Source organism: Pseudomonas soli, assembly GCF_900110655.1.
Taxonomy (GTDB): Bacteria; Pseudomonadota; Gammaproteobacteria; order Pseudomonadales; family Pseudomonadaceae; genus Aquipseudomonas; species Aquipseudomonas soli.
The window spans coordinates 13,676-34,934 of the sequence record NZ_FOEQ01000005.1; the positions used below are offsets into that span (position 1 = coordinate 13,676).

A 21,259-nucleotide genomic window follows, 5' to 3' on the forward strand; every position below is an offset into this window, starting at 1 on the left:
AGACTAAATGTCGCAATAGTTGGCCGAATCGACCTCACAGGGTGACAAATCATTTCGAAGCCAACAGGCCCACCAATGTTCTGGCCGCTTGGCCGAGGGGTTGCTGTTTAAGCCAGAAGGCGTTCACCGGCAGTTGCAGTTCATTGCGGGTGTTCTGGAATCGCAGTCGCACCAGGCGTCCGTCCGCAAGCAGCGGCGCCACCCGCGCCAGCGGCAAGTCGCCCCAGCCCAGGCCGGCCTCGACCATCTGCAGGGCCAGGTCCAGGCTATCGGTACGCCAGTGCGAGGTGCCGATCAGCGAGCGGGGATCGCTCAGCGGCAGGTCGCGGCTGCACACCAGGATCTGCCGCAGGTTGACCAGGTCTTCGAGGTTGCGGATGCGCCCTTCGCGTAGTGCGGGGTGATGCGGCGACAGGGTGGCCACCAGCGATTCCAGGGCGATGTGCTGGAAGCTGCGTCGCGGGTCCACCTGCAGCCCGGCGAAGGCCAGACACAGGCGCACCCGACCACTGTCGAGCAGTTGCAGGGCCTCTTCCTGCGGGGCGGCGAGCAGTTCGATGTCCAGCAGCGGGTAGCGCTCGCCCAGGCGGGTGATGGCCCCGAGCAACGGGCGCTGGTCGATATCCGGCACCACGGCGATGGCCAGGCTGCTTTCCAGCCCTCGCGACAGCTCCAGCGCATGCACCTCCAACAGCCCCAGCTGTTCGGCGATCAACCGGGCATGGGGCTCCAGGGCCTGGGCCTGGGCGGTCGGGCGTGCCTCCCGCGACCCACGCTCGAACAGCGTGTAGCCAAGCTCCGCCTCGAGGTTGCCGATGGCCATGCTCACCGCCGAGGGCACGCGCCCGAGCGCCCGCGCGGCAGCTGAGAACGAGCCGCGGTCGAGCACGGCGAGAAACAGCAGGATGGTATCGCTGGAAAAGTTCATGGCAGTCTCCTTTCAGTAAATCTGAAAGCTGCCGACTTTTTCTGTCAAGCATGTTGATGCATTCTGCGCGCCTTCGTCATATCCGCAACAAGGTAATCCCGTGCAAGGACTCAAACGCAAACTGGTCTACGTGACCTTCTATGAACTGATCGGCCTGTGCATGTCGACCCTGGGCCTGGCCTACCTGTCCGACACCCAGGCTTCGCACACCGGCCCCCTGGCAGTGATGATCACCACCATCGCCATGGCCTGGAACCTCATCTACAACAGCCTGTTCGAGTATTGGGAGAGCCGCCAGGCCACCCGCGGGCGCAGCCTCGGGCGGCGGGTGGCGCATGCCATCGGCTTCCAGCTGACCCTGGTGGTGTACCTGATCCCGCTGATCGCCTGGTGGCTGGACATGACCCTTGTGGAGGCGTTGATGGTGGATCTGGCGTTCATCGTCCTGGTGCCGTGCTACACCTTCGTCTACAACTGGGCGTTCGACCGCATCTTTGGGCTGCCGACTTCGGCGCTGGCGACCGCCTGAACGTGCTGCGTGCGCGGGGTCATGGCGGCAGGCGAATCAGCAACGGTTCCTGTGAGCGGCTTCCGAGCAAGCTGTCCTCCACCTGCCCCGACAGGTAATACACCCCGGCCATGGCGCCGCTCTGGCGATTCTCCATCAGCTCCTGCCATTCCTGGTTCAGCGCCACATTGAGGATCACCCGCAGCTGCTCGACCATCTGCGGCTGTTCACGGTCGTGGGTGATGATGCCGTAGCCGGTTGCCGCCACCGAGATCAACGCCCCTGCCGCCTTGCCCACCGCCGCCGCGATGGCACTGGCGGCACCGCGTGGCGCCAGTGTGGCGCCGAGTTTCTCGCTGGCCTGGGTGGCCACTGACGACAATCCGGCCTCGGTCTGCCCGGGGGCCTTGGCGGCCTGTTGGTGCAGGTGCTGGCGCAGGGACTGCCAGGCCAGCTGTTGGTCAAGCGACTTGGCCCGCAGCAGTTGGTAAAGCGAGGCATTGCGTGCATCCGGCGGGCCCAGGGCGATGATCGGGATGCGGTTGAGGCGCTGGCTGAACTGCTCGGGCGGGGCGTTGTAGCGCTGGATGATGGTCGCCAGTTGCTGGCCGAGCAGTTGCAGGTACAGCTCGCTGGCGCGGTCGCGGATACCCTCGGGGTTGATCTGTTCGGCCACCGGGTCGATGACCCGTTCGCGATACTGTTCCTGCAGGTACAGGCCCAGGCGCTTCTCCGCGGGTTCCTGGCCATTGCCATTGTGCATCTTGTACCAGGCTACCTTGAGCGTGAGCCACTGCTGAGTCCAGTAACCGGTGAACCAGGGGATGAAGTCGTTCTCGGTGCGTTGCTGCACTTGCTCCTTCCACACGCGCATGGAGCGGCGGGCGTAGTCGTTGGCCGATCCCGCAGCGGCGACCGAGGCCTCGATGATGTCCTGGTCGATGCGCTGCCAGACGGTCGGTGGCAGGTTCTGCGGCGGGGGCGGGGCGGGTGGGCGTTTGCCGGCGCAGCCGGCGAGGGCCAGCAGCAGGCAGAGCGGAACCATCGCGAGGATCGATTTCACGCGGATTGCCCCCTTGGCCAGAGGCTGGGTGATTTACCGAAGTATAGGTTTGTCTTGAGGGCATCATCGCGGGGCAAGCCCGCGGCAGCGCGTCAGCCCACCCGTTTCAGGTGCAGCAACGGGAATGGATCGCCTTGTCCATCCACCTCGCTGCGCCCGACCTGGACGAAGCCGTGTCTGAGGTAGAACCCCACGGCCTGTGGGTTCTGTTCGTTGACATCGACTTCTCGTACGCCCAGCTCATCGATCACATGGGCCAGCAAGGATTTGCCGATGCCCTGGCCACGGCAGGCCGGGTCGACGAAGAGCATTTCCAGCTTGCCCTCATGCACCCCGGCAAACCCTTGTATGTACCCTGCGATGTCCGACCAGGCACGCAGCTGGACAAAACCCAGGTACTGCTCGCGCACCAGCGGGCGCAGGTGCTCGATGTATCCCGCCGGCAGGAAGTCGTGGGTCGCCCGCACCGAGGCTTCCCACAGATCGGCCAGCCGATCGTAGTGTTGCGCGCCGACTGGCGCGATAGTGAAGTTCATAGGCCCTCCAAGGCATTTTGGTAATCGGCGACAGGGTACGGCATTGCGCTATGCTCGGCATTGCGTCCGCGAACAGGAGAGCTGCTGATGAAGGGTGCCAAGGCCGATGCCTTGCTGCTGGTGGATGTGCAGTGCGCTTTCATGGAGGGCGCCGATGCGGTGCCTGGCCACCTGGCCCTGCAGCAGAGCATCGCCCGCTTGCTCGGCCGCGCCCGCCAGGCCGGGGTGGCGGTGATCTTCCTGGAGAACGACGGTGCGCCGGGCAGCCCGGATGCCCCGCACAGTGCCGGCTGGCAGTTGTATTTTCCGCCTGCGCGGGGCGAGCACGTGCTGTTCAAGACCGAGGACGATGGCTTTCTCGAAACCGCTTTGCAAACCCTGCTCAACGACCTCGGGGCCCGGCGCCTGGTCCTGTGTGGCGTGCTCTCGGAAATGTGCCTGGCTGCCACTGCCCGTGCCGCGCTGCACAGGGGCTTCGATGTGTTGCTGCCCCACGATGCCCACGCCACCTACGACGTGCCCCCCGGCCCTGGCGGCTCGCCGGGTGTGCCCGCCGCCCTGGCAGCCCGGGCGGCGGAGTGGTCGCTGGGGGACGAAGTGCAGATCCTGCCCGGCGTCGAGGCCGTGGCGTTCGCTTGATTCAGCCGGCCTGATCCAGATCGAGTTTGGCCTCGAGGCGGTCCAGATGTTCATGCATCAGGCCCAGCGCTGCCTGGCCGTCGCCGTTTTCCACCGCGTCGATGATCGCCGCATGTTCCTGCCAGGCGCAGTGCTCGCAGCAGGGCGCTTCGTAGCGGGCGATGATCAGCGAAGTCATGGGTACCAGGCCATTGAGGAAACGCGCCAGCGGCGCGTTGGCGGCCATCTGCGCCAGCTTCATGTGGAACTCGCCGCCCAGGCGAATGGCCGTGCAGCGTTCGCCGCGTTCATGGTGCTGGCGTTCGCGTTCGACCAGTTGGCGTAGTTGGCGGATCTGTGCCGGGCGCGCGCGCTGGGTGGCCAGGCCGATCAGCGTGGTCTCTGCCAGGCGCCGGGCGCTGAGCACCTGGCGCGCCTGCTCAGGGTCGGGAGCGGCCAGGTGCGCGGTATGGCTGGGGCGCTGCACCACCACCTGCTGGTCGGACAGGCGCCCGAGCACCCGGCGGATAACGGTGCGGCTGACGCCGAAGGCATTGCCCAGCGCCTGCTCGGGCAGGGCGCTGCCCGGTGGCAGGCGCTGTTCGAGGATGGCATCGAACAGGCGGGGGTAGATCTGTTCCGCCGACAGGCGGGTCTCGCCGGCACCGAGCAGGGCAGGCAGGCGGGGGGCGGCTTGGGCGCAGGCGGTCATGGTCGCTCTCCTTCTTTGTTCAGTTGCCTGGTTGGTCGTCCGGGATATTCAGGGCGATGCCCATGCGCTGGCCCTCGGCGAGGATGTGCTGGCGCATCTGCTGGCTGGCCTTGGCGCTGTTGCGCTCACGGATGGCACGCACCACCGCCTCGTTTTCGCTGAGGCGCGCGGCCAGATGCTCGGGCGAATTGCGCAGCATGTCGGCACTCTGCTTGAGGGCATTGCCGGTCTGCTGCACGACACTCTGGAAGATCGGATTGGTGGTCAGCGCGAACAGCGCCTCGTGGAAGGCGATATAGGCATTGATGCCGGCCTCGCTGTCGCCGGCGTCGAGGGCTTCGCGCATGTCCATCAGGGTCAGGCGCAACTGGCCGATGTCCTGGCTGCCGGCCGATTGCGCCACCAAGCCGGCAATGAAGGGCTCGAGGGTGTAGCGCAGCTCGAGCACGTCGGCCAGGCTGGCCTCGGCGATGGTGTCCGGTTCTTGCGCCTGGCTGGCGTCGGCATCGAGCACCAGTACGCCCTTGCCCGGCATCGAGCGCACCAGGCCCAGGGTTTCCAGCACGATCACCGCCTCGCGCAGGCTGGGCCGGCTGATGCCCAGCTGTTCGGCCAGCTCGCGCTGGCCGGGCAGCATGTCACCGCTGCGCCACTGGCCACGGGCCAGGGCCTGGCGGAGTTTCTCCACCACTGAATTGACTACGGTCGAAGAGCTGATCACGGTTCGCTCCTTGGTTGACGCTGCATCTTGGCCCTTGGCGGGCCGGCGCGGGGCGCCGGCGGCCTTGGGCTTAGAATTCCTGTTGATGGGGTTGGCCCTGCTTGCGGGTGGCCGGGGCGAAGCCGGGTTTATTGGCCAGCACATTGTTGGCGCGTTCGAGGTCGATGTCCTTCTCCCAGCGGGCGATGGCCACGGTGGCGACGCAGTTGCCGATCAGGTTGGTCAGCGCCCGGCCGATACCCATGAACCAGTCGACTGCCAGCACCAGCACCAGGCCGACCACCGGGATCGCCGGGACCGCGGTCAGGGTGGCGGCGAGGATCACCAGGGCCGAACCTGGGATGCCGTGGGCGCCTTTGGAAGTCACCAGCGACACCAGAAGAATGGTCAGCAGGTCGGTCATGGCCAGCGGCGTGCCGGTGGCGTTGGCGATGAACACGATGGCCAGGGTCAGGTAGATCGAGAAACCATCGAGGTTGAACGAGTAGCCCGTGGGGATCACCAGGCCGACGGTGGAGCTGCCGATGCCGAGGTGCTCGAGCTTGCGCATCACCTGGGGCAGCACGGCGTCAGAGGACGCAGTGCCGAGGACGATGGACAGTTCTTCGCGCAGGTATTTGATGAACGGCAGCAGCTTGAGCCCGGACAGACGCATTACCGTGCCGAGGATGATCAGCACGAAGCCGGCGCAGGTCAGGTAGAACAGTGCCACCAGGCCGCCCAGGTGCTGCAGCGAGCTCAGGCCGTATTTGCTGGTGGTGAAGGCGATGGCGCCGAACACGCCGATGGGGGCCAGGCGCACGATCATGCCCATGATGCGGAAGATTACATGGCTGAGCTCATTGATCAGCCGCGAAATGCCCGAGGCCGACTCACCGACCAGGTTCAGCGCGCTGCCGAACAATACCGAGAACAGCAACACCTGGAGGATGTTGTTGTCGGCGAAGGCGCCCACCACCGAAGTGGGGATCAGGTCCATGAGGAAAGTGGTGGTGCTGTGGATATGCGCGCCACGGTCGGCCAGGGCGCCGGCGTCCGCGCTGGACAGCTGGTCGAGGTGGATGTTGGCGCCGCTGCCGATGCCGGTGGAGAAGGCGAACACCAGGCCGATGACCAAGGCCAGGGTGGTCAGCACCTCGAAGTAGATCACCGACTTCAGGCCGATGCGCCCGACCTTCTTCAGGTCGCCGGCGCCGGAAATGCCGCTGACCACCACGCAGAACACGATCAGGCCGATGAGCATCTTGATCAGCTTGATGAAGCCGTCACCCAGGGGTTTGAGTTGCAGGGACAGGTCGGGGAAGCTCAGGCCGCAGATCACGCCGAGAGCGAGGCCGAGCACAACCTGGAGGAAAATCGAACGCGAACACCATTTGAGCATGGGAGGAGTCTCTGGTCGGTGTCCTTGCCCCCCAAGCCACACGGAGCGAAAGAGTGCAGGACTTAATTATTGTGGTCTTACCGGTTTGTTCACTGCGTGGGCTATAAAACGCCGATTTTCCGCATAATGCAAGGTTTTTTGGCCTTACCGGTCTGACCAGTTATGGTGCAGTGATAGGCAATCTGCTCTAGGGTGGTGCGCGGGGGATTTCACAGCTTGGCGAGCACCTGATCGACGGCTGCGATCAGCTTGCCGAGGTCCTTGGGGGGGGCACTGTGGATGACGCCGAAAAGATAGGCGCGTTGTTCATCTTCGTCATCGGGGTCGCTGAAGAACACTTTCGGCTTGACCCCCAACGCCTCGGCAAAACTTATCAGTGACTCGATGCTGGGGGTATAAGTGCCGGTTTCGAAACGGCTGATGGTCTTGGGGTCGAAGCCGGTTCGCTCGCCCAGTTGTGCCTGAGTGAAGCCTGCCAGTTTGCGGTAGCGGCGCAGGGCAGGACCTAGACCTGTTCTCGTCATCGCTTAATTCCCATTTAGAATCAAGCACTTAACGATATATGTCGATATAGCGCAACGCCATGATTCATCACCTTTATTTGCAAAATGTGATGGAATTCGTAGAATTCGCCACTTTGATTGATCAGTCATTCAAGTAGTCATCCAGGGTGATCCGGTCATCCACCGGCCCGCGTGCAAGCGGTGTCGGAAATTGGAACTGATCCAGGATGAACGGTTCCGGCGCCGCTGGCCTTCTGTCAGGCCGCGTGTCGGGCGGTGTATGAAGGGAGTCTTGTCGTGCGTCAAAACCTGCCGGTGAATCCGGTCGAGCAAAGTTTTCCCGAGCACCAGCGGCTCATTTCGGCCACCGACACGGCCAGCCTGATTACCTATTGCAACGCCGAGTTCGCCGCCATCAGCGGCTTTAGCCAGGAAGAGCTGATCGGCAGCCCGCACAACCTGGTGCGCCATCCGGACATGCCAGAGGCGGTGTTCGAACGGATGTGGCAGTACCTCAAGGCGGGCCACAGCTGGATGGGCATCGTCAAGAACCGTTGCCGCAACGGCAACTTCTATTGGGTCAACGCCTACGTCACGCCGATGCTCGAGAATGGCCAGGTGATCGGCTACGAGTCGGTGCGTGTGCGCCCGACCCGGGAGCAGGTGGCCCGTGCCGAGGCGTTGTATGCCCGGCTGCGCGACGGCAAGGCAGCGCTGTCGCCGGCCCGGCGTGTGGCATTGCTCGGCCGGGCCATGGTGCTGCCAGTGTTGGCTGGGACCCTGGCCATTGCCGGCCACCAGCTGCTCCCAGATCTACCTGCACAGGGCTTGACCTTGGCGTTGTTCGCCGGCGTCGGGCTGTGGGCGCATGGCCGCATGGGGCTGCACTTGCAGCGCATCGTCCGGGTGGCCGACAACGCCTTCAGCGACCCGGTTGCGGCCTTGACCTACAGTGACCTGCCGGGCGCCGCCGGGCAGTTGGAGTTGATCCTGGTCAGCGAGGAGGCGCGCCTGAAGACCGCGCTGACTCGTTTGAGCGACCTTGCCGCGCAGATGGCCGGCGCCGCCCAGGATGCCGGGCGGCTTTCACGCAGCACCGAATCGGCGTTGCTGGAACAGCGTGCCGAGACTGACCTGACCGCCACCGCCATGACTGAGATGGCGGCCTCGATCGGCGAGGTTGCTGGCCACGTTCAACTCACCGCCGAGCAGGCGCAGACCGCGCACCTGCTGGCCGGGCAGGGCAGCCAGGTGGCCGACGCCACGGGGGCTGCGATCCAGAGCCTGGCCGGTACGGTCGGGCAGATCAACCAGGCGGTCAACGATCTGGCCGGTCAGACCGGCGCCATCGCCGAGGCGGCCGGGATGATCCGCGCCATTGCTGAGCAGACCAACCTGTTGGCGCTCAACGCCGCCATTGAAGCTGCCCGCGCCGGGGAGCAGGGCCGTGGCTTTGCGGTGGTCGCCGACGAAGTGCGGGCCCTGGCTGACAAAACCCGCCAATCCACGCTGCATATCCAGTCGATCATCGACAGTTTGCGCGGTGGCGCCGAGCAGGCGGTGAGCATCGCCAGCCAGGGTATCGAGGGCGCGCAACAGGGCGTGACCCAGGTCGCCCTGACTCAGGAAGCGTTGCAGGGCATCCGCCACGCCGTGCAGCGCATCAGTGACATGAGTCAGCAGATGGCCGCTGCTTCGCATGAGCAATCCAGCGTTGCCGAGGATGTCTCGCGGCAAATCAATGGGGTGGCGGGCACGGTCCAGCAGAGCGCGCACCGCGCCAATGCCGCCGCCGTGCGCGGCGCGGAGCTCGAGCAGGTGTGCGCCGGGCTGCGCGCCCTGGTGGAACGCTTCAACCGCTAGGTTGCGAGGCTTATGGACGACAATTACCGCGCGGCTGTCGATGCGGCCGCGATCTTTTCCGAAACCGATTTGCGCGGTTGCATTACCTACGTCAACCAGCAGTTCTGCAGCATCTCAGGCTATAGCCGCGAGGAGCTGCTGGGTGCCAACCATCGCATCCTCAATTCCGGGCTGCACGAGCCGACCTTCTTCCTCGAGATGTGGCGCGCCTTGGCAGCTGGCCGGGTATGGAAGGGCGAAATCTGCAACCGGGCCAAGGACGGCTCGCTGTACTGGGTGGACAGCACCATGGTACCGCTGATCGACCCGCAGACCGGCAAGGTGCGCAAGTATGTGTCGATCCGCTTCGACGTCACCGAGAAGCGTCAGTTGTTGCACACCCTGCAGTGGCGCGTGGGGCACGACGTGCTGACCGGGCTACCCAACCGCGCCTATTTGTCCGACCTGCTCAACCAAGCCCTGGCGTTCTCTCGCCGCGAAAGCATTCCCCTGGCGGTATGCATGCTCGACCTCGATGGTTTCAAGGCGGTCAACGATGGCTATGGCCATGCCACTGGCGACCTGCTGCTGGTGGAGGTCGCCCAACGCCTGCAGCACATCCTGCGTGGCGGTGATGCCGTGGCGCGCCTGTCAGGGGACGAGTTCGTGCTGATCCTGCGGCATATCGAAGGTCCGCAGCAGCTGGATGCCGCGTTACGGCGCATTCTCCAGGCGCTGGCCGCGCCCTACACGGTACGCGAGCAGCCGTTGAGCCTGAGCGCGAGCATTGGTGTCACCCTGTTCCCGCAGGACGACGAGGATGCCGACACCCTCGTGCGCCACGCCGACCAGGCCATGTATGTGGCCAAGCAGCGCGGACGCAATCGCTACCACCTGTTCGACGTGTCCCAGGAACTTGAGCTCAAGGCCACCCACCAGACCGTGGCGCGGGTGCGCCAGGCCCTTCGCCAGGGCGAGCTGTGCCTGCACTACCAGCCGAAGGTGAACATGCGCAGCGGACAAGTGATCGGTTTCGAAGCCTTGCTGCGCTGGATGCACCCCTCCAAGGGGCCGGTACCGCCGGGGGAGTTCCTGCCCTTTGTGGAGCAGACCGACCTGATCGTCGAGCTGGGCGAATGGGTCATCGACCAGGCTTTGACCCAGTTGCAGCAGTGGCAGCTGTCCGGACGCGATTGGTCACTGAGCGTCAACATCGCCGCCCGCCAGTTGCAGCGCGGTGACTTCGCCCAGCGCCTGGAGCGCTTGCTGGCGCGCCATCCCGGGGTGTCGCCAGCGCGCCTGGACCTGGAGATCGTCGAGTCGGTGGCGATCGACAACCTGCCGCGGGTCGGCCGCTGCCTGGATGCCTGCCGTGCATTGGGCGTGCGATTTTCCCTGGATGACTTCGGCACCGGCTACTCCTCGCTGAGCTACCTCAAGCGCCTGCCGGCGCAGACCATCAAGATCGACAAGTCCTTCGTGCGCGACATCCTGCATGACCATGACGACCTGGCCCTGACCGGCGCGGTGATCGGGCTTGCGCGGGCGTTCGGGCGTGAGGTGATCGCCGAAGGGGTGGAGAGTGTCGAGCATGGCCGGATACTGATGGAACTGGGGTGCGAGCTGGCTCAGGGGTATGGCATTTCCCGCCCCATGCCGGCGGATGAGTTGGCAAGGTGGGTGACCGATTACCGCCCACCTGTACAGTGGCAAGAGTTCTCCTGAGCGAAGGCGCCGGTCTGTCTATCGGCGGCGGAAGGCGGTTTGATGATTCTCGTGAAATTGGTCATTGGCGAACCCGTGCTTTCAGCAGAGCGCCGTCAACCCGTTCGAGCGCGACCGGTACGCGGTGGTTGAAGCGTCCGGCGCTCAGGTCGAACCTTTACGCAATGCCACCCAGGCGAGGCGGGGGAAGCAGTTAGCGAGGGATCGCTGCTGCTTCATGCATGAAAAGAATAGCGAGCCTGGTGGTGCGCGCCTGGCCGGGGCTACATGGATAGCACCCGTTCAGGTCATGGGCGCCGTGCTCTTCACCGCCGCCAGCTCCGGATGCGCCACCAGTTTGTCGATATGCAGCTCGTCGTTGTTCATCCAGGTCTCGGTCAGCACCCGGTAGTGCTCCATGTCGCGGCAGCGCATGCGCAGGCTGTAGTCGAAGTGCCCGCTGATCAGCTGGCACTCGTAGACCTGCGGGCAGGTGCGCACGGTGGCTTCGAAGGCCCGCTGCGCCGAGCGCCCGCTCTGGTTGGACAAGGCCACCAGCACCAGCAGCGACAACCCCGGGGAGACCTGCTGCAGGTCGATGATTGCCCCATATCCGCGGATCACTCCGCGCCGCTCCAGCTTGCGCACACGCTCCAGGCAGGGCCTGGGGGTCAGGTGCACGAGGGTGGAGAGCTTTTCATAGGTGATCCTTCCGTGGTGGCGCAGCACGTCGATGATCGCTTCATCGATGCGATCCAGCGGTGTGGCGGCAGGGGTGATGGCCTTGGTATCCATATGCGGCGTGACTTCACTTGAGGCGGTTGGAGAGGAACTGCCGCAGGCGCTCGCTCTGTGGCCGGTCGAGGATCTCGGCGCTGCCGCTTTCCTCGACCAGGCCCTGGTGCAGGAACAGCACCTGGCTCGATACCTGGCGGGCAAACCCCATTTCATGGGTGACCATGAGCATGGTACGTCCTTCCTCGGCGAGCGTCTGTATCACCTTGAGCACTTCGCCGACCAGCTCCGGGTCGAGTGCCGAGGTGGGCTCGTCGAACAGGATGATTTCCGGCTCCATGGCCAGCGCCCGGGCGATGGCCACGCGCTGTTGCTGGCCGCCGGAGAGAAACGCCGGATACTGCTCGGCGGCGCGGGCCGGCAGGCCGACCTTGTCCAGGTACTTGCGCGCCCGCGCCTCGGCTTCGCTGGCGCTGATCCCCAGCACCTTGCGTGGCGCCAGGCAAATGTTTTCCAGCACGGTCAGGTGGCTCCACAGGTTGAAGTGCTGGAACACCATGGCCAGACGCGTGCGCAGGTTCTGCAACTGGGCCGGTGGCGGGGTGCGGGTGCCGGGGTGGATCTCCAGGGTCTGGCCGTCGAGGGTGATGCTGCCGGCATTGGGCTGCTCGAGGAAGTTGATGCAGCGCAGGAAGGTGCTCTTGCCCGAGCCGCTGGCGCCGATCAGGCTGATCACGTCGCCCTTGCGCGCCTGCAGCGAGACGCCCTTGAGCACCTGGTGCTCGCCGTAGTGCTTGTGCAGGCCCTCGACGCTGAGCTTGATCGCGCCAGTATGGGCGTGCGCCCTTGGAGCCTGGGCGAAGGTGGAAAGTGGTAGTGCGGTAGCAGTCATGTTTTCAGCCTCGTACAGGGTCAAGGAAGCGCATCCAGCGCCGTTCGGCCACGCGGAACAGGCCGACCAGGGCGAAGGACAGCAGCATGTACAGCAGGGCGGCCACGCCGAAGGCCTGGAAGGTCAGGAAGGTCGCGGCGTTGGCGTCACGGGCCACCTTGAGGATGTCGGCGACGGTGGCGGTGAAGGCCAGCGAAGTGGCATGCAGCATCAGGATCAGCTCGTTGCTGTAGGTCGGCAGCGAGCGGCGCAGGGCGGCGGGCAGCACCAGGAACAGGTTGAGCCTCCAGCCGCGCAAGCCATAGGCCTGGGCCGCCTCCAGCTCGCCGGCGGGCAGGTTGCGGATGGCCCCGGCGAAGATTTCCACGGTGTAGGCACAGGTGTTGAGCACGAACGCCAATAAGGTGCAGTTGAGTGCGTTGCGGAAAAACTGGTCGAGCAGGGCATGGTCGCGCACCACCTGCAGGCTGTAGAGCCCGGTGTAGCAGATCAGCAGCTGGATATAGAGCGGCGTGCCGCGGAACACGAAGGTGTACAGTTGTACCGGCAGGCGCAGCCAGGCATGACGCGAGGTGCGCGCCAAGGCCAGGGGTAGCGACAAGGCGAAGCCCAGCACCATGCTGGCCAGGAACAGCCAGAGGGTCATGGCCAGGCCCGAGAGGCCGGTGCCATCGCTGTAGAGATAGGCCAGGCCGTATTCCTGAAGGAGTTCGATCATCGCGCCAGCTCCTTGATGCCGGTGTTGTAGCGCCGCTCGAGGTGCTTGAGCAGGCGGTTGGACAAGGTGGTGATGACCAGGTAGACCAGGCCCGCCAGGCACAGGAAGAACAGCATGTCATTGGTGGTCTTGCCGGCGTTCTGCGCGGCCTTGACCAGGTCGGCCAGGCCGATGATCGACACCAGCGCGGTGGACTTGAGCAACACCAGCCAGTTGTTGCCCAGTCCCGGCAGGGCGAAGCGCATCAGCTGCGGGAACAGCACCAGTCGAAACCGCTGTGCCCGGCTCAGGCCATAGGCGGTGGCGGCCTCCAGTTGCCCGGCGGGTACGCTGAGGATGGCGCCGCGCAAGTTCTCGGTGAAGTAGGCGCCGTAGATGAAGCCCAGGGTGACCACGCCGGCGCTGAACGGGTCGATTTCGACATAGTTCCAGCCCAGCATCTCGGTCAGGTCGTTGAGCCAGATCTGCATGCTGTAGAAGATCAGCAGGATCAACACCAGGTCGGGAACGCTGCGGATCAGCGTGGTGTAGAGGGTGGCCGGAAGACGCAGCAGCCTTGATCGCGACAGCTTGGCGCTGGCGCCGATCAGACCCAGTGCGAGGCTGAGCGCCAGTGACAGCAGGGCCAGCTTGAGGGTCATCCAGGTGCCCTGGGCCAGCAGCGGGCCGAAGCCTTGCAGGCCGTGAGAGAGGAGGTCGTTCATGACAGGATCTCGCGGGGAGGCCGTCGCGGGGCAAGTCGGGTCGCCGCATCGCCGCTCCCACGCAGTCGTCAACCCGTGGGAGCGGGTTTGCCCCGCGATCGGCGCATTAGGTCACTCGTTGTAGATATCCACGTCGCCGACATACTTCTTCTGGATCTCGGCGTAGGTGCCGTCGGCATGGATCATGGCGATGCCCTTGTCGAGCAGGGCCTTGAGTTCGGGATCGTTCTTGCGCAGGCCCATGGCGATGTCCAGCGGCAAGGTTGGGTCCTTGATCGCCGGGCCGCTCTTGAAGTCGGCACCTTCGGGCTTGGAGAGGAAGTTGAGCTGGGCTTCGAGCTTGTCGGTGACGGTGGCGTCGAGGCGGCCATTGATCAGGTCGGCGTAGTTCTGGTCCTGGCTCTGGTAGGCCTTGACCTGCGCGCCCTGCGGCGCCAGCACGGCGCGGGCGTAGGCTTCCTGCAAAGAGCCCTGGAGCACACCGACCTGCTTGCCCTTGAGCGATTCGGTGGTGTCGCCGAAGTCGGCCGACTTGCGCACGATCACCGAGGTGGGGCTGAGGAACAGGCGGCTGGTGAAGTCGATCTGCTTCAGGCGTGCCGGGGTGACGGCCATGGACGACATGATGGCGTCGAACTTGCGGGCGCGCAGGGCCGGGATCATGCCGTCGAACTCGTTGTGCACCCAGGTGCACTTGACCTGCAGCTTGGCGCAGATGGCATTGCCCAGGTCGATGTCGAAGCCTTGCAGGCTGCCATCGGCGGCGACGGATTCGAAAGGTGGGTATTCGGGGAAGACGCCGAAGCGGATCTCGGTCCACTCCTTGGCCTGGGCAACGCTGGTGGCACACAACGAGAACAGCAGCACGCCGAGGCGTTTTCGCATGGAGAACATGGTCTTGGGTCCCTGGGTGTTGTTATTGGTAGTAGGGCGGTTGATGCGTGTAGGTCCGTCAGTGACTCATGGGTCGCGCTCAGAATGCGCGAGATAGACAGGTTTTTTGTGTCGTTTGCCAGCGCGTGGGAGGCCGGATTCGGCTGTTAGTGGGCCACTTGCAGCCGAAACGGCTGTTCCGACAAAGATTTATGGATGTGCGACAGCCGTTTCGGTCATTGGGGCCGCCAAGCGGCCCCGCGTGTAAGGTCAGGCAGCACTGGCCTTGCGCTCACGCCCTTTTGGCTGCAGCAAGGCAAACAGGTCCTTCGGGTTCTCGAGTTCAGGCACCAGCGCAATGTCGTGCCCGATGTCCAGGGCGCGGGCCACGTCGAGTACATAGCGCAGCGCCGAGTAGTCCTCCAGGGCGAAGCCGACCGAGTCGAACAACGTGACTTGCCCGACGTTCTCGCGGCCTGCGGCGCTGCCCTCGACCACCTGCCAGAACTCGGTGGTCGGTGAGTTGGCGGGCATCTGCTGGATCTCGCCTTCGATCCGGCTCTGCGGTTCGTACTCGACGATCACCCGGGCACGCTCGACGATGTCGCGGTGCAGTTCGGTCTTGCCCGGGCAGTCGCCGCCCACGGCATTGAGGTGCATGCCCGGTTCGATCAGTTCCGGGGTGAGGATGGTGGCGTAGGCCTTGTCGGCGGTAACCGTGGTGACGATGTCGGCCCCGCGCACTGCCTCGGCCACGTTGCCGGCGATGGTCAGCTTCAGTTGCGGGTAGCCGGCCAGGTTGGCTGCCAGTTTCTCCGAAGCCTTGCGGTCGATGTCGAACAGGTGGATCTCCTCGATGCCCAGCAGGGTATGGAAGGCGATGGCCTGGAACTCGCTTTGCGAGCCGTTGCCGATCAGCGCCATGCGCTTGCTGTCCGGGCGCGCCAGGTAGCGGGCGGCCAGGGCCGAAGTGGCGGCGGTACGGATGGCGGTGGTCAGGGTCATCTCGCTGAGCAGCACCGGCGCGCCGGTATCGACATCGCCCAGGGCGCCGAAGGCCATCACGGTGAGCAGGCCGTTGTGGGTGTTCTTCGGGTGGCCGTTGACGTATTTGAAGGCGTACAGGCTGGCGTCGGACACCGGCATCAGTTCGATCACACCGTCCGGCGAGTGGTTGGCCAGGCGCGCGCATTTCTCGAAGTCGTGCCAGCGCAGGTAGTCCTGGCGGATGTATTCGGCCATCTCGGCCAGACAGGTGGGCAGGCCCTTGCGGTTGACCAGGCGGGCGAGGTCATTTACGTCGATGTAGCGGGTCATGATGGTTCTCCTTGACGGGTCAGTGGCGCGAGGGCAGGTGGATTTCGGCGAGCATGCAGCGGGCGCTGCCGCCGCCGATGCGTTCGATATGGTCGATGTTCACCACCAGCGGATGGCTGTGGCGTTCGACCTGGCGGCGCTGCTGCGCATCGAGCGAGCGCCAGGCGCTGCGCGACATCACCAGCAGCGAGCGGCCGTCACGGTCGTGGACCTCGAGCATGTTGCCGGCGAAGTTCTCCAGCTGATCGAAGTTCAGCGCCAGCACTTGCTTGTCGGTGTCGCGCAGCGAGTGCTCCAGTGCACGGCGTTCGTCTGGGTGGGGCAGGGCATCGAGGCAGGCCACGGCGAGCTGGCGGCCGACATTCATCATCACGTTGCTGTGGTAGATCGGCGCCTGCTGGCGGTCCACGGCGTGGAACAGGCACAGGCGGTAGTCCAGGTGCTCGGCGAACTGGCGCAGGGCGCGTTCGTGGGTGCGCCCGGAGTGACAGGCGTAGCTGATGCGGTGCTCACGGTCCAGGACCATGCTGCCGGTGCCTTCGAGGAACAGATTCTGCTGTTCCAGCGGGCTCAGGTCGACGGTGCGCTGGATGGCGAAGCGCTCGCTCAGCACGCCCAGTACGCCCTTGCTGCGTTCCAGGCGGCGGTTCTTGCCCTCCATCGGGTAGAGCACCAGGCTGCCGTCGGCATGGCTGCTCCAGCAGTTGTTGGGGAAGATCGAGTCAGGGGTATGAGGTTCGGGGGTGTCCTGTACCACCAGTACGTCGACGCCGTGCTGGCGCAGGCAGTCGACGTAGCCGTCGAACTCTTCCAGGGCCTTTGCGCTGGCGGTCTCTGGGTCCAGCGGCGCTTGCTGGAAGCGGTTGTTGGCGGCGGTGTCGGGGTTGAAGGCGAACCGCGCCGGGCGAATCATGAGGACGGTATTTGTTGTTTGCATTGGGCACGCATCCACGGGTGGGCTGTGTGACCATTGTCGGGGGGATCGGGAAGAAATCCCGGCTGAAGCGTGAGTGGGGAGCAGCCAGAAACAGCTGAAGTGGATGGGATGGCAGCCGAATCGGCTGTATGCAGCTATGGTGGGGGAGTCAAAGAGAAACGGCGCCTCGAAGGGCGCCGTTTTCTTTATTGCCGGAACACAGTATTACTTGTGCAGCTCTTCAGCCGCATACAGGGTGTTCTCCAGCAGGCATGCCCGGGTCATCGGGCCCACGCCGCCCGGCACCGGGGTGATCCAGCCGGCCCGGGGCAGGGCGGTCTCGTAGACCACGTCGCCAACCAGCTTGCCGTCTTCCTGGCGGTTGATGCCGACGTCGATGACGATGGCGCCTTCCTTGACCCACTCACCCTTGACCAGCCCCGGCTTGCCGGCAGCGACCACCACCAGGTCGGCACGGCCGACATGGCCGGGCAGGTCCTTGGTGAAACGGTGGCAGACGGTGACGGTGCAGCCGGCCAGCAGCAGCTCCATGGCCATTGGCCGGCCGACGATGTTGGATGCGCCGACGATCACCGCGTTCATGCCGTACAGGTCCTGGCCGGTGCTGTGCAGCAGGGTCATGATGCCTTTCGGGGTGCAGGGGCGCAGCAGCGGGATGCGCTGGGCCAGGCGGCCGATGTTGTAGGGGTGGAAACCGTCCACGTCCTTGTCCGGGCGGATGCGCTCGAGCAGCAGCGAGGCGTCCAGGTGCTCCGGCAGCGGCAGTTGCAGGAGAATACCGTCGACTGCCGGGTCGTCGTTGAGCCGGTCGATCAGATCGGCCAGGGCTTGCTGCGTGGTATCGCTGGGCAGGTCGAACGCCTGGGAAATGAAGCCGACCTCTTCACAGTCCTTGCGCTTGTGCGAGACATAGACTTGGGAGGCCGGGTCGCTGCCGACCAGGATCACCGCCAGGCCTGGCGTGCGCAGGCCCTGCTGGCGGCGCTCGGCGACACGTTGGGCGATCTGCTGGCGCAGGTTGGCGGCGATCGCCTTGCCATCGATAAGGTGTGCAGTCATAGACGCGTGATTAACCATCGAGAAGGGAACATATATAAGAAGCCCACATTCTCGCACGACATGGCCCAAGGGCAAAGGCGGGTGGTCGGGCAAATCCCCTAACCCCTTCAATAATTTAAATTTTTTTGCGAAAGGTGTTGACGCCTCTCAGGGTCGCCTATAAGATTCGCCGCACTTGTCGGGCACTGCCTGGCACGGGTTGGCAAAGCCGGGCAGAATAAGTGATTCGCTTGTTCGGTTTGGCTGGAAGCTTAAGCGCCCGTAGCTCAGCTGGATAGAGCATCCGCCTTCTAAGCGGATGGTCGCAGGTTCGAGTCCTGCCGGGTGCGCCATTAGGCTCGGGCAAGTAAGCAGTAACGCGTTATGGTGGGCGTAGCTCAGTTGGTAGAGCGCCGGATTGTGATTCCGGTTGTCGTGGGTTCGATTCCCATCGTCCACCCCAGATTTTTCAGGGGCGCCTCGATTGAATGATCCGGCGCCCTTGTTCTAAGCGTTTTATGCGGACGTGGTGAAATTGGTAGACACACTGGATTTAGGTTCCAGCGGCGCAAGCTGTAAGAGTTCGAGTCTCTTCGTCCGCACCATGTTTCTGTAAGGCTGTACCGCAACACTGCATTATGGTGGGCGTAGCTCAGTTGGTAGAGCGCCGGATTGTGATTCCGGTTGTCGTGGGTTCGATTCCCATCGTCCACCCCATATTTTCAGAAGGCGCCCGGATCGAATGATCGGGCGCCTTTTTTGTTTCTGTCATCCGGTGCCTGTGGCTACTGGTGGTCAGGCGATAAAAGCTGTTAGATTTCAGCCGGTTGAATGCCTGGCCGAACAGGCTGCCAGAGGAGTAGCGCAAATGATTGCAAAAGAGGCGCGCCAGGCCCTGGCGCTGCAGCGTTTTGCCGAGGCCAATCCGCAGTTGCTCGAAGAAATCCGTGAGCTGGATGCCCGCGAGCAGGCCCAGCAGATCGAGTGGGCGTTCGAGGATGCAGCCCAGGAGCAGGGTGTCCAGCCCTGGGAGTACGCGTTGCAGTTGATCGCCGAGTCGCCGGAGCAGTTGCAGGCCATGCGCCTGGAAGTGCACCGCGAGGTGGCCGAGGCGTTGGGCCTGGCTTGGGAAGAATACTGCCAGTTCAACGATATCGAGCCGCAATAAAACTGGCGATCGCCCAGGCTGTTGTTTGTTTGACAAGGTTTTACAACTGCGCGGCATTCGAGGTGGCGCGCGGTCGTTATATGAATAGGCTCGACGCCCCGTCGTGCGGGCCTTCCAGGGAAATCGACCGGCGTGTTTCGCCGACAATCCGGGTGGGGTGACTTCTGGTGCGCGAGTCACTAGAATGTTCGCCCTTGATTCTGGAGTCGGGTTATCGCCGGCTAACGTCTGTGCAACGAGGAATATCCATGCAAGTTTCTGTTGAAAACACTTCCGCTCTCGAGCGCCGCATGACCATCGCCGTTCCGGCCGAGCGCGTCGAGAACGAAGTCAACAAGCGTCTGCAGCAGACTGCCAAGCGCGCCAAGATCGCGGGCTTCCGCCCGGGCAAGGTGCCGATGAGCGTGATTCGCCAGCGTTTCGAGGCCGATGCCCGTCAGGAAGCCTTCGGTGACCTGGTCCAGGCGTCCTTCTACGAAGCCATCGTCGAGCAGAAGCTGAACCCGGCCGGCGCGCCTGCCGTCGAGCCAAAGTCGTTCGAAAAAGGCAAGGACCTCGAGTTCGTCGCCATCTTCGAAGTCTTCCCTGAGTTCACCGTTGCCGGTTTCGACTCGATCGCCGTCGAGCGCCTGAGCGCCGAAGTGGCTGACGCCGACCTGGACAACATGCTGGAAGTCCTGCGCAAGCAGAACACCCGCTTCGAGGCCGTCGAGCGCGCCGCGCAGAACGACGACCAGGTCAACATCGACTTCGTCGGCAAGATCGACGGTGAAGCCTTCGCCGGTGGTTCGGCCAAGGGCACCCAGCTGGTGCTGGGCTCCGGCCGCATGATCCCAGGCTTCGAAGAAGGTCTGGTTGGCGCCAAGGCTGGCGAAGAGCGCGTGGTCAACGTGACCTTCCCAGAGGACTACCAGAACCTGGATCTGGCCGGTAAGGCTGCTGAGTTCACCATTACTGTCAACAGCGTTTCTGCCCCTGTGCTGCCAGAGCTGAACGAAGCCTTCTTCGCCCAGTTCGGCATCAAGGAGTCGACCCTGGAAGGCTTCCGCGCCGAAGTTCGCAAGAACATGGAGCGTGAACTGCGCCAGGCCATCAAGACCAAGGTCAAGAACCAGGTCATGGACGGTCTGCTCGCCGCCAACCCGGTCGACGTGCCGAAGGCCCTGGTGGAAAACGAAGTCAACCGTCTGCGCGTGCAGGCCGTTCAGCAGTTCGGTGGCAACATCAAGCCTGAGCAACTGCCAGCCGAGATGTTCGAAGAGCAGGCCAAGCGCCGCGTGGTCCTGGGCCTGATCGTTGCCGAAGTGGTCAAGCAGTTCGACCTGAAGCCGGACGAAGCCAAGGTTCGCGAAGTCATCGAAGAGATGGCCTCGGCCTACCAGGAGCCTGAGCAGGTCATCGCCTGGTACTACAAGAACGACCAGCAGCTGAACGAAGTGCGTTCGGTTGTACTGGAAGAACAAGTTGTAGATACTGTCCTGCAGAAAGCGACTGTGACCGACAAATCGGTCTCGTACGAAGAAGCCGTGAAACCAGCCCAGGCAGCTGCCGACGCTGAGTAACAGGCTACTCTCGTAGGAAACCCCCACAAGCCAGCCTTCGCGCTGGCTTGTGCGTATTCAAGCCATGACTATTTGGGAGTGAGCGCAGGACATGTCCCGCAATTCTTATATTCAGCAGAGCTCTGACATCCAGGCCGCGGGCGGCCTGGTCCCGATGGTTATCGAGCAGTCCGCCCGTGGCGAACGCGCCTACGACATCTATTCGCGCCTCCTGAAGGAGCGCGTGATCTTCCTGGTCGGCCCTGTAGAGGACTACATGGCCAACCTGGTAGTGGCGCAACTGCTGTTCCTTGAGGCGGAAAACCCGGACAAGGATATCCATCTTTACATCAACTCCCCAGGCGGCTCGGTGACCGCTGGCATGTCGATCTACGACACCATGCAGTTCATCAAGCCGGACGTCTCGACCATCTGCATTGGCCAGGCCTGCAGCATGGGCGCCTTCCTGCTCGCGGCAGGTGCCGCCGGCAAGCGCCACTGCCTGCCCAACTCGCGGGTGATGATTCACCAGCCGCTGGGCGGCTTCCAGGGCCAGGCGACCGATATCGAGATCCACGCCCAGGAAATCCTCAACATCAAGGCGCGCCTGAACGAGCTGCTGGCCCATCACACCGGCCAGCCGCTGGAAACCATCAAGCGCGACACCGAGCGTGACAACTTCATGAGCGCTGCGCGCGCGGCCGAGTACGGCCTGATCGACTCGGTCTACGACAAGCGGCAACTGGCATCCTGAAGCAATGCGCCAGGGCGGGTGGGTGCAGAATGCGCCTACCCGCGGACTTGAAAAAGCCAGCGATTG

22 protein-coding genes and 4 tRNA genes are annotated in these 21,259 nt (G+C 64.0%); 11 read left to right on the forward strand and 15 right to left on the reverse strand.

Annotated features, from left to right (window positions below):
• Positions 1–49: 49 nt before the first annotated feature.
• Positions 50–928: a LysR family transcriptional regulator gene (locus tag BMY03_RS12795; protein ID WP_094011272.1), complete on the reverse strand. Its 879-nt coding sequence runs from the start codon at positions 926–928 to the stop codon at positions 50–52.
• A 100-nt stretch (positions 929–1,028) separates the two neighbouring features.
• Between BMY03_RS12795 and BMY03_RS12800 the strand changes: the two genes are divergently transcribed.
• The gene (locus tag BMY03_RS12800; protein WP_094011273.1) at positions 1,029–1,457 is read left to right on the forward strand and encodes a PACE efflux transporter; all 429 of its coding nucleotides are present in this window, start codon (positions 1,029–1,031) and stop codon (positions 1,455–1,457) included.
• 19 nt (positions 1,458–1,476) lie between these two features.
• Here BMY03_RS12800 and BMY03_RS12805 read toward each other — a convergent pair whose 3' ends face one another.
• Both BMY03_RS12805 and BMY03_RS12810 read right to left on the reverse strand, forming a co-directional pair.
• On the reverse strand, positions 1,477–2,481 hold the full coding sequence (locus tag BMY03_RS12805; protein WP_094011274.1) for a hypothetical protein: 1,005 nt from the start codon (positions 2,479–2,481) through the stop codon (positions 1,477–1,479).
• A gap of 110 nt (positions 2,482–2,591) precedes the next feature.
• Positions 2,592–3,035, reverse strand: coding sequence for a GNAT family N-acetyltransferase (locus BMY03_RS12810; protein ID WP_094011275.1), 444 nt, complete (start codon positions 3,033–3,035; stop codon positions 2,592–2,594).
• Between the two features lie 87 nt (positions 3,036–3,122).
• Between BMY03_RS12810 and BMY03_RS12815 the strand changes: the two genes are divergently transcribed.
• On the forward strand, positions 3,123–3,674 hold the full coding sequence (locus BMY03_RS12815) for an isochorismatase family protein (RefSeq protein WP_094011276.1): 552 nt from the start codon (positions 3,123–3,125) through the stop codon (positions 3,672–3,674).
• A 1-nt stretch (position 3,675) separates the two neighbouring features.
• Here the strand turns inward: BMY03_RS12815 and BMY03_RS12820 are convergent, their stop codons facing one another.
• The 4 genes from BMY03_RS12820 to BMY03_RS12835 form a co-directional block, all read right to left on the reverse strand.
• A complete protein-coding gene (locus tag BMY03_RS12820) occupies positions 3,676–4,365 on the reverse strand; it encodes a GntR family transcriptional regulator (protein WP_094011277.1) in 690 nt (229 codons plus the stop codon).
• Between the two features lie 19 nt (positions 4,366–4,384).
• Positions 4,385–5,086, reverse strand: coding sequence for a FadR/GntR family transcriptional regulator (locus tag BMY03_RS12825; protein ID WP_094011278.1), 702 nt, complete (start codon positions 5,084–5,086; stop codon positions 4,385–4,387).
• Between the two features lie 70 nt (positions 5,087–5,156).
• Positions 5,157–6,467, reverse strand: a complete 1,311-nt coding sequence (locus tag BMY03_RS12830) for a C4-dicarboxylate transporter DctA (RefSeq protein ID WP_023631150.1) — start codon at positions 6,465–6,467, stop codon at positions 5,157–5,159.
• Between the two features lie 209 nt (positions 6,468–6,676).
• The gene (locus tag BMY03_RS12835; RefSeq protein ID WP_023631149.1) at positions 6,677–6,991 is read right to left on the reverse strand and encodes a helix-turn-helix domain-containing protein; all 315 of its coding nucleotides are present in this window, start codon (positions 6,989–6,991) and stop codon (positions 6,677–6,679) included.
• Positions 6,992–7,267: 276 nt separating this feature from the next.
• Between BMY03_RS12835 and BMY03_RS12840 the strand changes: the two genes are divergently transcribed.
• Both BMY03_RS12840 and BMY03_RS12845 read left to right on the forward strand, forming a co-directional pair.
• The gene (locus BMY03_RS12840; protein ID WP_094011279.1) at positions 7,268–8,833 is read left to right on the forward strand and encodes a methyl-accepting chemotaxis protein; all 1,566 of its coding nucleotides are present in this window, start codon (positions 7,268–7,270) and stop codon (positions 8,831–8,833) included.
• Between the two features lie 12 nt (positions 8,834–8,845).
• Complete coding sequence (locus BMY03_RS12845) at positions 8,846–10,537, forward strand: putative bifunctional diguanylate cyclase/phosphodiesterase (RefSeq protein ID WP_094011280.1); 1,692 nt, start codon at positions 8,846–8,848, stop codon at positions 10,535–10,537.
• Between the two features lie 282 nt (positions 10,538–10,819).
• Here BMY03_RS12845 and BMY03_RS12850 read toward each other — a convergent pair whose 3' ends face one another.
• From BMY03_RS12850 to folD, 8 genes are all read right to left on the reverse strand, one after another.
• Positions 10,820–11,311: an Lrp/AsnC family transcriptional regulator gene (locus BMY03_RS12850; RefSeq protein WP_094011281.1), complete on the reverse strand. Its 492-nt coding sequence runs from the start codon at positions 11,309–11,311 to the stop codon at positions 10,820–10,822.
• Positions 11,312–11,324: 13 nt separating this feature from the next.
• On the reverse strand, positions 11,325–12,143 hold the full coding sequence (locus tag BMY03_RS12855) for an ABC transporter ATP-binding protein (protein WP_244891319.1): 819 nt from the start codon (positions 12,141–12,143) through the stop codon (positions 11,325–11,327).
• 4 nt (positions 12,144–12,147) lie between these two features.
• Positions 12,148–12,861, reverse strand: a complete 714-nt coding sequence (locus BMY03_RS12860; protein ID WP_023629748.1) for an ABC transporter permease — start codon at positions 12,859–12,861, stop codon at positions 12,148–12,150.
• Complete coding sequence (locus BMY03_RS12865) at positions 12,858–13,565, reverse strand: ABC transporter permease (RefSeq protein ID WP_094011282.1); 708 nt, start codon at positions 13,563–13,565, stop codon at positions 12,858–12,860. The genes BMY03_RS12860 and BMY03_RS12865 overlap by 4 nt, the downstream gene beginning before the upstream one ends.
• A gap of 111 nt (positions 13,566–13,676) precedes the next feature.
• Positions 13,677–14,459, reverse strand: coding sequence for an ABC transporter substrate-binding protein (locus tag BMY03_RS12870; protein ID WP_038706451.1), 783 nt, complete (start codon positions 14,457–14,459; stop codon positions 13,677–13,679).
• Positions 14,460–14,708: 249 nt separating this feature from the next.
• Entirely contained in the window at positions 14,709–15,755 is a 1,047-nt protein-coding gene (locus BMY03_RS12875; protein WP_094011283.1) for an ornithine cyclodeaminase, read from the reverse strand.
• A 19-nt stretch (positions 15,756–15,774) separates the two neighbouring features.
• Positions 15,775–16,692: a citrulline utilization hydrolase CtlX gene (ctlX, locus tag BMY03_RS12880; RefSeq protein WP_031314792.1), complete on the reverse strand. Its 918-nt coding sequence runs from the start codon at positions 16,690–16,692 to the stop codon at positions 15,775–15,777.
• A gap of 204 nt (positions 16,693–16,896) precedes the next feature.
• Positions 16,897–17,751: a bifunctional methylenetetrahydrofolate dehydrogenase/methenyltetrahydrofolate cyclohydrolase FolD gene (folD, locus tag BMY03_RS12885; RefSeq protein ID WP_023629744.1), complete on the reverse strand. Its 855-nt coding sequence runs from the start codon at positions 17,749–17,751 to the stop codon at positions 16,897–16,899.
• Between the two features lie 255 nt (positions 17,752–18,006).
• On the opposite strand from folD, the gene BMY03_RS12890 reads away from it, so the two are divergent.
• From BMY03_RS12890 to clpP, 7 genes are all read left to right on the forward strand, one after another.
• Positions 18,007–18,083: transfer RNA gene (locus tag BMY03_RS12890), tRNA-Arg, on the forward strand.
• Between the two features lie 34 nt (positions 18,084–18,117).
• Positions 18,118–18,193 (forward strand) — tRNA-His (locus tag BMY03_RS12895).
• Between the two features lie 57 nt (positions 18,194–18,250).
• A tRNA-Leu gene (locus BMY03_RS12900) sits at positions 18,251–18,335 on the forward strand.
• 36 nt (positions 18,336–18,371) lie between these two features.
• A tRNA-His gene (locus BMY03_RS12905) sits at positions 18,372–18,447 on the forward strand.
• 151 nt (positions 18,448–18,598) lie between these two features.
• A complete protein-coding gene (locus BMY03_RS12910) occupies positions 18,599–18,898 on the forward strand; it encodes a DUF6388 family protein (protein ID WP_023629743.1) in 300 nt (99 codons plus the stop codon).
• Between the two features lie 248 nt (positions 18,899–19,146).
• Positions 19,147–20,460, forward strand: a complete 1,314-nt coding sequence (gene tig / locus BMY03_RS12915) for a trigger factor (RefSeq protein WP_094011284.1) — start codon at positions 19,147–19,149, stop codon at positions 20,458–20,460.
• Between the two features lie 91 nt (positions 20,461–20,551).
• The gene (gene clpP / locus BMY03_RS12920) at positions 20,552–21,193 is read left to right on the forward strand and encodes an ATP-dependent Clp endopeptidase proteolytic subunit ClpP (protein WP_023629742.1); all 642 of its coding nucleotides are present in this window, start codon (positions 20,552–20,554) and stop codon (positions 21,191–21,193) included.
• Positions 21,194–21,259: the final 66 nt, after the last annotated feature.

Bases quoted from the DNA above. Each gene is read 5' to 3' on its own strand.
- BMY03_RS12795 (WP_094011272.1), bottom strand. From the start codon at position 928: ATGAACTTTTCCAGCGATACCATCCTGCTGTTTCTCGCCGTGCTCGAC.
- BMY03_RS12805 (WP_094011274.1), bottom strand. From the start codon at position 2,481: ATGGTTCCGCTCTGCCTGCTGCTGGCCCTCGCCGGCTGCGCCGGCAAA.
- BMY03_RS12810 (WP_094011275.1), bottom strand. From the start codon at position 3,035: ATGAACTTCACTATCGCGCCAGTCGGCGCGCAACACTACGATCGGCTG.
- BMY03_RS12815 (WP_094011276.1), top strand. From the start codon at position 3,123: ATGAAGGGTGCCAAGGCCGATGCCTTGCTGCTGGTGGATGTGCAGTGC.
- BMY03_RS12820 (WP_094011277.1), bottom strand. From the start codon at position 4,365: ATGACCGCCTGCGCCCAAGCCGCCCCCCGCCTGCCTGCCCTGCTCGGT.
- BMY03_RS12830 (WP_023631150.1), bottom strand. From the start codon at position 6,467: ATGCTCAAATGGTGTTCGCGTTCGATTTTCCTCCAGGTTGTGCTCGGC.
- BMY03_RS12835 (WP_023631149.1), bottom strand. From the start codon at position 6,991: ATGACGAGAACAGGTCTAGGTCCTGCCCTGCGCCGCTACCGCAAACTG.
- BMY03_RS12845 (WP_094011280.1), top strand. From the start codon at position 8,846: ATGGACGACAATTACCGCGCGGCTGTCGATGCGGCCGCGATCTTTTCC.
- BMY03_RS12850 (WP_094011281.1), bottom strand. From the start codon at position 11,311: ATGGATACCAAGGCCATCACCCCTGCCGCCACACCGCTGGATCGCATC.
- BMY03_RS12855 (WP_244891319.1), bottom strand. From the start codon at position 12,143: ATGACTGCTACCGCACTACCACTTTCCACCTTCGCCCAGGCTCCAAGG.
- BMY03_RS12860 (WP_023629748.1), bottom strand. From the start codon at position 12,861: ATGATCGAACTCCTTCAGGAATACGGCCTGGCCTATCTCTACAGCGAT.
- BMY03_RS12865 (WP_094011282.1), bottom strand. From the start codon at position 13,565: ATGAACGACCTCCTCTCTCACGGCCTGCAAGGCTTCGGCCCGCTGCTG.
- BMY03_RS12870 (WP_038706451.1), bottom strand. From the start codon at position 14,459: ATGTTCTCCATGCGAAAACGCCTCGGCGTGCTGCTGTTCTCGTTGTGT.
- BMY03_RS12875 (WP_094011283.1), bottom strand. From the start codon at position 15,755: ATGACCCGCTACATCGACGTAAATGACCTCGCCCGCCTGGTCAACCGC.
- ctlX (WP_031314792.1), bottom strand. From the start codon at position 16,692: ATGCAAACAACAAATACCGTCCTCATGATTCGCCCGGCGCGGTTCGCC.
- folD (WP_023629744.1), bottom strand. From the start codon at position 17,751: ATGACTGCACACCTTATCGATGGCAAGGCGATCGCCGCCAACCTGCGC.
- BMY03_RS12910 (WP_023629743.1), top strand. From the start codon at position 18,599: ATGATTGCAAAAGAGGCGCGCCAGGCCCTGGCGCTGCAGCGTTTTGCC.
- tig (WP_094011284.1), top strand. From the start codon at position 19,147: ATGCAAGTTTCTGTTGAAAACACTTCCGCTCTCGAGCGCCGCATGACC.
- clpP (WP_023629742.1), top strand. From the start codon at position 20,552: ATGTCCCGCAATTCTTATATTCAGCAGAGCTCTGACATCCAGGCCGCG.